Annotated in this window: 8 protein-coding genes and 1 pseudogene; 2 read left to right on the top strand and 7 right to left on the bottom strand. The window is 62.9% G+C overall.

Going from position 1 to position 9,276, the window contains the following annotated elements; all coding sequences use genetic code 11:
* Both ACXJL8_RS24740 and ACXJL8_RS24735 read right to left on the bottom strand, forming a co-directional pair.
* Nucleotides 1-274: pseudogene (locus ACXJL8_RS24740) on the bottom strand (HlyD family secretion protein); the annotation flags it as partial.
* A complete protein-coding gene (locus ACXJL8_RS24735; protein ID WP_456620091.1) occupies nt 267-677 on the bottom strand; it encodes a hypothetical protein in 411 nt (136 codons plus the stop codon). The pseudogene ACXJL8_RS24740 and the gene ACXJL8_RS24735, both read right to left, overlap by 8 nt.
* A gap of 176 nt (nt 678-853) precedes the next feature.
* Here ACXJL8_RS24735 and ACXJL8_RS24730 point away from each other — a divergent pair, with 176 nt between their 5' ends.
* Nucleotides 854-1,306 (top strand): hypothetical protein, encoded by a 453-nt coding sequence (locus ACXJL8_RS24730; protein WP_456619980.1) that lies wholly within the window; start codon nt 854-856, stop codon nt 1,304-1,306.
* A 44-nt stretch (nt 1,307-1,350) separates the two neighbouring features.
* On the top strand, nt 1,351-2,151 hold the full coding sequence (gene ppk2 / locus ACXJL8_RS24725; protein ID WP_456685750.1) for a polyphosphate kinase 2: 801 nt from the start codon (nt 1,351-1,353) through the stop codon (nt 2,149-2,151).
* A gap of 93 nt (nt 2,152-2,244) precedes the next feature.
* Here ppk2 and ACXJL8_RS24720 read toward each other — a convergent pair whose 3' ends face one another.
* The 5 genes from ACXJL8_RS24720 to ACXJL8_RS24700 all read right to left on the bottom strand — a co-directional run.
* On the bottom strand, nt 2,245-2,727 hold the full coding sequence (locus tag ACXJL8_RS24720) for a hypothetical protein (RefSeq protein WP_456685749.1): 483 nt from the start codon (nt 2,725-2,727) through the stop codon (nt 2,245-2,247).
* A 168-nt stretch (nt 2,728-2,895) separates the two neighbouring features.
* Complete coding sequence (locus tag ACXJL8_RS24715; RefSeq protein ID WP_456619977.1) at nt 2,896-3,330, bottom strand: hypothetical protein; 435 nt, start codon at nt 3,328-3,330, stop codon at nt 2,896-2,898.
* Nucleotides 3,331-3,360: 30 nt separating this feature from the next.
* Nucleotides 3,361-5,061 carry an aspartate:alanine exchanger family transporter gene (locus ACXJL8_RS24710; RefSeq protein WP_456619976.1) on the bottom strand — a complete coding sequence of 567 codons (1,701 nt, stop codon included), beginning with the start codon at nt 5,059-5,061 and terminating at the stop codon, nt 3,361-3,363.
* Nucleotides 5,062-5,073: 12 nt separating this feature from the next.
* Nucleotides 5,074-7,827 (bottom strand): decarboxylase, encoded by a 2,754-nt coding sequence (locus ACXJL8_RS24705; protein WP_456619975.1) that lies wholly within the window; start codon nt 7,825-7,827, stop codon nt 5,074-5,076.
* Between the two features lie 184 nt (nt 7,828-8,011).
* Nucleotides 8,012-9,276: SulP family inorganic anion transporter (locus ACXJL8_RS24700; RefSeq protein ID WP_456685748.1), on the bottom strand; the 1,265-nt coding region annotated here is incomplete at its 5' end.

Below are 9,276 nucleotides of genomic sequence, written 5' to 3'. Positions count from 1 at the left end.
AACCGACATTGACTTCCGCGACCCGGCCAGAGCCCTCGGGCAGGATGGGCACCGTACGGTAATAGAGCGTCGCCGAGGTTGTTGACGGGTGAAAGTAGAAGATCATGGTGATGAGCGATACCGTGAGCATCAAGCAGCCGGTGATGCCCCATCGCAACTCGTACCAGATCGAAAAGAAGGTGATCTCCTTACCGAAGCGCTTGCCCTGGGCATAGCGGCGGTAGAGGTAGTCCGGTAGGATGGTTAGAAGGGAGCAGAACATCAGCTCAAACATGGCTGGGCTCCTTCTCCTTGGTGATCGACTTATCTGCCGGCGGCGGGCTCGGTTGCTCGGATTCACGCCCCTCGCTCGGCGCGGCGTCAGCGATCCTCTCGACGGAGCCCGCAATGCTGCGCAGCGGCGTACCGAAATCGGGCAGGTCGATCATCGCGAGCAGGAGGCCCGCCACCCAGAAAATGTGCATGTGCGTGAAGAGCGAGATGATGCCCAGCACAGCCACGATCTCGAATTGCAGCTTCTGCGACTTGTGAGCCATCCGCTCAGGCAGGCTGTGCAGCTTCCAATAGAGCGTACCCACCCACAGCACGGTGCCGACMAGGAAAATGCCCATCACGACCATCAGCGGATCCACCCCGCTTCCGGGCGCGAGATAGAACGGCAGATGATGAGGGGCCATCGGATGAAGCTGTTCGCTCAACGTTGTCTCCTCAGGGGTGCGTCCGCTTGGATAACTCGGACCCAGTGTCGGTATCGGGTCGCGCAATTTCTTGATCTGGATCAACGGGCCTGAAACGGCCCTGCCTAGCGTCGCCTGCAAGCTGAAGTCGAAAAGCCAAACAGGAGCGGCCTGTCATGCCCGGCATCGATGATCTCATCCCCAGTGCAACGCAGATCCGCAAGGAAGCAGCCCTCAAGGAGGCCGAGAAGGCAGACGAATATGCCCGCCTTGCCGCCGCAGCTGAAGCCGAGAAGCGCGCCCTGATTGAACGCCTCAGCAAGCCCTCTGGCAAGACCGAGGACGAGAAGGTCAAACTCGCTTCGACCATCATCCAGCGTGCAGTGCGAAACGGCTTGACCGAGGTTCTGGTCTATCGCTTCCCGAACACGCTGTGCAGCGACAAGGGCCGCGCCATCAACCAGCAGGAAAAGGGCTGGGAGAACACCCTGACGGGGATTCCGAAGGAAATCTTCCAGCTCTGGACCGATTATCTGAAACCGCGCGGTTATCGCATCGCCTATCAGATCATCGATTTTCCGGGCGGCGTGCCGGGCGACATCGGCATTACGATTTCGTGGGGTGATTAAGCACCGCTCTGCCCCATGGGACCTGACACGGCGAAAGGGTGAGCATGGCCAAGGACAAGCCTGCCGAGCGAATGAAGCGCAAGGATTACGAGAAGGAACTGGAAAAACTCCAGGTCGAGCTTTGCCACCTCCAGGACTACGTCAAGGAAAACAAGGTTCGGGTCATCGTTCTGTTCGAGGGCCGGGACGCCGCCGGCAAGGGCGGCACGATCAAGGCGATCACCGAGAAGGTCAGCCCGCGCGTGTTCCGCGTCGTCGCGCTGCCGGCGCCGTCGGACCGCGAGAAGTCGCAGCTCTTTTTTCAGCGCTACATGCAGCAGTTTCCGGCCGGCGGCGAGATCGTGATCTTCGACCGCAGCTGGTACAACCGCGCCGGCGTCGAATACGTCATGGGCTTCTGCACACCCGCCGAGCACGATCGCTTCCTTGCGCTCTGTCCGCAGATGGAAAAATACGTCATCGACGGCGGCATCATCCTGATCAAGATCTGGCTCGAGGTCGGGATGGACGAGCAGGAGCGCCGATTCAAGGCCAGGATCGACGACCCCGTCCGGCAATGGAAGCTCAGCCCGATGGACCTGGAATCCTTCCGGCGCTGGTACGATTATTCGCGGGCGCGCRACCTGATGCTCAGGAAGACCAGCACGAAGCATGCGCCCTGGTACATCATCCGCTCCGACGACAAGCGCCGGGCGCGGCTGAACTGCATCGCGCATCTGCTGAAGGCGATTCGCTACAAGCGCGTCAAGAAGGACAAGGTCAGGCTGCCGCCGCGCTCCGACAAGGGACGCTACAACGACCAGGCCGGCCTGCGAGGAATGAAGTTCGTCGCCGAACGATATTGACGAGGATCGGGCCGCGTGACGACGCGGACCGATCACTCAAGGCGAGACTTCCGTTGCTCAAGATCCTCTGTCCGGACCGGCAGCCGCGCATTTTCAGTATCGATACTGGTTAGGATACTGCGGACAGACCCAATTGCCGTAGGTGTCCTGATAACAGCCATTGTTGGAGTTGTTGTTGTTGTAGTACCCATAGGCGCCGATTGCGGCCGCACCGACGGCGGCGCCGTAGGCCGCGCCACGGTAGCCATATCGCGGATAGCCGCCGGGATAACCAGCGACCGGACGGCCGRGACGACCGGCAACGGGGTAACCTGGACGGCCCGGACGGCCCGCGATCGGATGGCTCGGGCGCGGACCTCCTACGCGATAGCCGCGCTCTGCCCCGCCATGGATCCGCCCGGCATGAACCGCGCCGCCACGATAGCCGCCACCGTGAAAGCCTCCGGCGCGCATGCCCCCTCCGCCCCCGCGAAAGCCGCCACCACCACCGCCGCGACGGGCGTAGGCATCATCGGGGATGAGCGTGGCAGTGAGAAGAACGAAGGCCGCGACAGCTGCAAGAAGATAACGAAGCATGGCTAGTCCTCCCTCGATATTGGGGTGCCGTGATCCGCCCTTCGACGATGCCTCGCAAATCGCGGACGGCACCTTATGGCATTCCGGGCGACGATCTCCTCCGCTTGACCTGGATGAGAGGAGCCGCCGCGCACCGGGCCGCGCTGCGGCGGCCCGGTCACTCCGCGTCTATTTCAAACGTATCGTCACACCGCCCACGGCGGCAGACACTTCCGCACCAACCTTCGGACCGCTGAGCTGCAGGATCACCCCATTTGCGTTTTGCAGTTGAACGGCTCCTGCGCCCGCCGCAATGGCGCCGCCTGCTCCACCCACCGCGTAGGAGCCTTCGATCGATGCCGGGCCCCTCAGGTTGAGGGCGCGGCCGACCAGCTTGGTGGTCGAGGCACCGATCGTGAAGCCGACGCTCATGCCGGACACGGTGAAGGGATATTGCTTGCCCCGCAACTGCAGAACACCTTCACCGCCGCCGACGCCGACGATGAAGCCGCCCTTGGTGAAGACGACGGCCACCTGTCCGGTCTCAGCACGTGACGGCGTACTGAGACCGACGGCACCGGCAAGGAGAGTCGCGAGAGCGGCGCAAGCAGCAAGTTTGTTCATGTCTCTTGTCCTTTGAATGAAGGTGCCGCGCTATTGCGCCAGGATCATCGCGAAGTAACCGAACACGGTGAGCAGGATACCCGACACGGCATAGGCGACCGGGAATCCGATCCAGGGCACGGAGCTCTGGATTTCCACCGCGGCCTCGCGGCAGGGACCCGAGTGCGAGCGCGCGCCGGCAACGCCGCCCATCAGCACGGCCGGGTTGATCTTGAAGACGTGATAGCCGATCGCCCAGACGATGAACGGCGGGATCGTGCAGGCGATGAAGCCGGCAACGAAGATCTTCAGGGCCACGGCTCCGGTCAGTTGCGCCAGCAATCCGGCGCCGGCATTGACACCGACGATGGCGACGAAGACCACCAGACCGAGGTCCTCCAGCACGTTGCGCGCAGCGTTTGGCGTGTTGCCGAAGAAGCGCAGCCGCGAGACCAGCGACGAGACGATCACGCCCGACAGCAACAGACCGCCGGCGTTGCCGAGGCCGACCTTGGCGCCGAAGGCCGGAAATTCGATCATGCCGATCAGGAAGCCGATGATCATGCCGGCGGCGAGCGTCAGGAGATCGGTCGAGGTGTTGGTCCGCGCGATGCGGCCCCACATCTCGCCGAGCTCGTTGACGGCCGACTTGAGGCCGACCACCGACACGATGTCCATCCGCTGCAACTCGGTCTTGAGACCGGCCGGGATCTGCACGCCGCCGCGCTCGACCTTGGTAACCTGCAACTGGCCGGCGATCGCCGTGTCGCGGAAGGATTCGAAGGTGCGTCCGACCATCTCCTTGTTGGTGACGAGGATGTCCGCCTGGTCCATGGGAATGCCGAGCGCCTTGGCGTCGGCAACTTCGGGACCGATCAGGCCCATCTTGTCGGTCAGATGTTCGGTCGAGCCGCCGAGCGCGACGACGTCGCCCTTTTGCAGGACGAAGTCGGGATCGGCTCCTTGCGGCTCACCGCCGCGGGCGACGTTGACGATCCGGTATTCCGGGTGAACCGCACGGAACTTGGCGATACTCATGCCGAACTGCGCCGGATTTTCCAATCGGTAGGCGCGCAATCCGAACTGCCGGTAGCCGGTCAGGCCGCCGCCCTCGAGATCCTTGACGCCGAACTCCTGCTCGTACTGCCTGGCTGCCGCCCTCGCATCGACGCCCCACCAGCGCGGGAGGTACTTGCAGATCAGGATGATGCCGACGGTACCCCAGATATAGGTGATGCCGTAGGACAGTGCGATCATGCCCGACGCGTCCTCGGGCTTCATGCCTTCGGGAAGCTTCACGACACCCGAGGTCACGGCCTGCTCGGCCGAACCAATCGCGGCCGACATGGTCTGCGATCCAGCCAGCATGCCGCCGGCTGCACCAATCGGGAGCGCGAAGAGCTTGGTGCAGATCACGACCAGCGCCAAGCCGAGCACGCTCGACACCACCGCCAGGATGCAGAATTTGAGGCCATCACCCCTCAGGCTGTTGATGAAGGATGGGCCTACGCGGAGGCCGACGCCATACATGAACAGATAATAGAAGAGGCTCTTGGCAAAGGCGTTGAGCTCGAGCTTGACGCCGTAGGTTGAGGCCCAGACCGAAAGGGCTGCGCCGACCACGATGGCGCCGGCGACCATGCCGAGGCCGTAACCCTTGATGCTGGCCCGGCCGATCCAGACGGCAAGACCGACGACGAAGAACAGCAACAGAAACGGATTCTGCTGCAAGAACGTGAAAAACGCCTGCATGTTCGTGCCCTCTTATGACGCGGCCTTGAGCTTCGGCGCTGCGGCCGGCTTTGGCCTGCCGATCTTGGCCAAGGCTTCAGCGCGCACGAGCTTCAACCCCTCCTTGGCGTCGTAGCCGTGGATCTCCTTCACATCGAGCTTGCGCATGAAGTCGATGGTTTCCTGGGTGATGACCTGACCCGGCACCATGATCGGGAAGCCCGGCGGATACGGGATCACGAAACTGGCCGAGACGAGGTCGGGACCGGCCTTCAGGCGACGGTCGATCTCGGGGTCGGCGAGGCGAATGAATTCGCAACCTGCCGCGTCATACGCTGCGTAGAAGCCGCTGCGGATATCGCCTTCGTTGGTCTTGGCGCCGGCATCGCCACGGAAGCTCTGGTGGAAATGCGAGAAGTTCGGCAAGTCCGGCACGTCGGTCATCAGGCTCTTGACCCGCGCCTCGAATGTCTTCTTCGCATTGACGCCGCCCTGAGCAAGCCCGCGATCGACCTCGCCCGCGATCTCGGCCAGCACCCTCACCAGATGCGCAACGTCGCTGCGGGTGTTGTTGATATTGGACTGGAACAACACCGAGTTGCGCGAGGTCTTGTTGATCTGGATATTGTACTCGTTGGCCAGGATTCCCTTGAACTGCGTGCCGTCGTAGCCGGCGGTGCCGCACACCAGGGTCATGCGGGTCGGATCGAGGCAGAATTCGTCGTCGTCCAGGCTCTTCAGAATGCTCGCCCAGTTCGTACCGGCTGCCAGATAGTCGGTGAAGCCGCTCTGGCGGTATTGCGCCGGCACCATGGCGTCCGCGCCGAGAATCCGGAAGTATTTCGAGATCAGCGGATTGTTGTTGACCGCATGGCGGATGGCAAACGCAATTTCCATCGCATTGGCCACGAGACCATAGCCCTCGAGCTCCATCTGGCGCCGCGAGACGTCGAGGCTGGCGATGAGCTGCTGGTTCGGGCTGGTCGATGCGTGCGTGAACACGGCCTCCTTGAACTGCTGCTCGACCGTGTGGAACTCCACGTCCTTGACGGACAGCATCGAGCCCTGCCGGATCGCCGACATCGACTTGTGGGTCGAATTGGTCTGGTAGACGCGCAAGCGGATCTGACGCGGATCGGGGATTAGCCGTGTCTTGAGCAGCATCTCGTCGGAGGGGTTCTTGCCGAGCACAGCCTGTTGGGCTTCGTAAGCCTTGACCGATCTCGGATCGCGCATCCAGGCCTCGATCTCGTTGGCGGCGCCCATGGCGGTGCGCCGCCGCAGGAACGGCGAGAAGCGTGCAAAGCCGAACCAGGCTTCGTCCCAGAGGAAGATCAGGTCCGGTTTGATCGCGAGACATTCCTCCATCACCCGGCGGGTGTTGTAGATGTGGCCGTCGAAGGTACAGTTGGTCAGGTCAAGCATCTTGACGCGGTTCAGCCGGCCATCGGCCTTCGCATTCAGCAGGGCCTGCTTGACCGTCTTCAGCGGCACCGCGCCATACATCGAATATGCCGTCATCGGGAACGCTTCGACATAGATCGGCTGGGCGCCGGCCAGCACCATGCCGTAGTGGTGCGACTTGTGGCAGTTGCGATCGACGATCGCGATGTCGCCCGGCCCGAGCAGAGCCTGCACCGCCATCTTGTTCGAGGTCGAGGTACCGTTGGTCACGAAGAACACACGATCCGCGCCGAGCGCGCGCGCCGCCTTGTCCTGCGCTTTCTTGATGTTGCCGGTCGGCTCCAGCAGGCTGTCGAGCCCGCCGGTGGTCGCGCTGCTCTCGGCCAGGAACAGGTTGAGGCCGTAGAATTCGCCCATGTCGCGGATCCAGTCCGACTTGAAGACAGACTTGCCGCGCGCGATCGGCAGCGCATGGAACGTCCCGATCGGGCGTTGCGCGTATTTCTTGAGATTGTCGAAGAACGGTGTGTCGAAGCGATCCTGGATACCTTCGAGGATGGAGAGATGGAGCTCGAGGAGCTCTTCGACGGAGTAGAATATCCGCCGAACCACATCGGCCTCGGGGTTTCCCGCCATTTCCTCGACGTCGCGATTTGACATCAGATAGAGGTCAAGTTCGGGACGCACCCGCTTGATGATGTGCGCGAGCCGAAGTGCGGACGCGTCCGCCTCGTCATTGATGCCCGCGGCGGCGGTCATGGTGCGCAGTACCGGCGCGTCGTGACGCGAGCGCAGGCCGAACCCTTCGTTGATGACGACGGCCGCGATGTTGGGGTTGAGCATCGTCGCGCAGAAGGCGTCTTCGAGGCTGCCGACGATCACCGGCTCATAGACGAAGGAATCGACCGGACGTCGCAGCTTGCGCCATTCGGCGGCGAGCACCGGCCAATTGTGGGAGGAGACGCCGGTGACGATCAGCGTTTCGAAATAGGGCCGATGGCCCTCATGYGATCCGAAAGTCGAGGGCACGAGCTCGGGCGCATCGCTATTGCCGTCGTCCTTGGGATTCCAGTCGCCGGCATGCTGGCGGAAGGATCTCGTCATCAGGGCCTGCGTGATGCGCGTCGCAAGGCCAAGCGAACCCGCCGCATCGCCGGCCGAGGCCGCTTCCCGCAACACCGCCATCAATTGCGGCCCGGGATAGCCGTGAAACTCCTCTATCACGGAGAGATTGACCAGCGCCGCGTCATACTTCGCTCGGTCGCCGCCGCGCGCCCATGTCTTGGCTGCCTCGACCAGATCGCGCCAGTCGTCCGCCCGTCCACCGGGCCCGGAAATGAACTGATCGATGCGCTTTTCTGCAGGCTTGGCATCCTTGGACATGTCTCTCTCCGGATCTTTGCGAGGTCGCGGCCGGATCGTGATGCCCGCCGACCTCGATCCATTGATCCAAGTCAACGGTCGCGCATCTTGCAGACGCCCGACGCTTCGCGATGCAATATCGTCCGAGACGGCTGTCGCGCGATCGTTTGCGGGCGATAGGTGGGATCGGATCGGAGCAAGCCGGCTAGCGAGTCGGCCGACGCTCGGTGTCGGGATGTCCGGCGTTGCCTTCGCCGAGCACGCTGTCGAGCGAGCGAAGCCACGCCCCGCTGTCGGTCTTTTCCGCCAGTCCTTCGGCCCGCAGCAGATCGCGCAACTGTGCGTGCGCGCCGACGATGCAGAATGCGACATGCCGGGAGGCGAGTTCGTCATAGAGATCGTGCAACATGCGCGCACCCGCCAGATCGATATAGGGCGATGCCGAGAGATCGCAGACTACCAGCCTGACATCGACTGACCTCAGCAAGGTGTCCAAAACTGCTTCCAGGATCGTTTCAGCATTGATGTAGAGCAGCGAGGCTTCGGGTCGAAATGCGATGATGCCGACCAATGGCTCGACGCCATCGTGCCTCGCATTGTCGGAGTAGCGGCCGGTCCCCGGAAGCCGGCCGAGGAAAGCAACGTTCGGACGTGATGCCCGCGCCAGGAGCAGGACGATCGACGCAATCGCCGCCAGCAGGACGCCTTGCAGGATCCCCAGGAGCAACACTGACAGGAGCGCAATCGCCGCGGCATAAAAGTCGATGCGGCTGACTTGCCACATCCGAAACAGCGCGCGGATGTCCACCAGCCTGTAGACGGCAGCAAAGACGATCGCCGCCAGCACTGCCTTGGGCAGATTTGTCAACACCCCCGTGAAGAACAGCAGGCACAGCGCGAGCGTCGCCGAACAGATCACCAGCGCCAGTGGCGTGCGTGCCCCGGCATTGTCGTTGACCGCAGATTGCGACAGCCCGCCGGCCACGGGATAGCCGTGGCCGAACGCGGTGACGAGATTCGCCGCGCCCAGCCCCAGGAACTCCTGCCGGACATCGAGCGCATAGCCATGCTTGGCAGCAAAGCTGCGGGCGGCGGAGACACCTTCTATATAGGCCAGCAAGACGCATCCCGCGGCCAACGGAAACAGCTCGTCGGGCTCCAACAGACCAAAGCTGGGCAATCCGATCGCCGGCAAGCCCTCCGGAATCTTGCCGGTGACTGGCACGCCGAGGGACGGAAGGCCAAGCAGTGTCGCCAAGGCGATCGACAGGAACATGATCGTGAGCCCGACCGGCTTTCCGGGCAGCCGCCGTTCTCCGAGCAGGAGGAAGAAGAGCGCGATGGCACCGATCGCCAGAACCAGCCAATTGATGCCGCCGAGCTGGCCACTGAGCTTGATGGCGCGATCGAAGAAATTGTGACCGCCTCCGGTGACGCCGAACAGGCTCGGCAACTGGCTCATCATGATGG

The organism is Bradyrhizobium sp. P5_C11_2, from assembly GCF_054049755.1.
The sequence above is the reverse complement of the archived record's forward strand: the minus strand, read 5'-3'. Positions and strand labels throughout refer to the sequence as shown.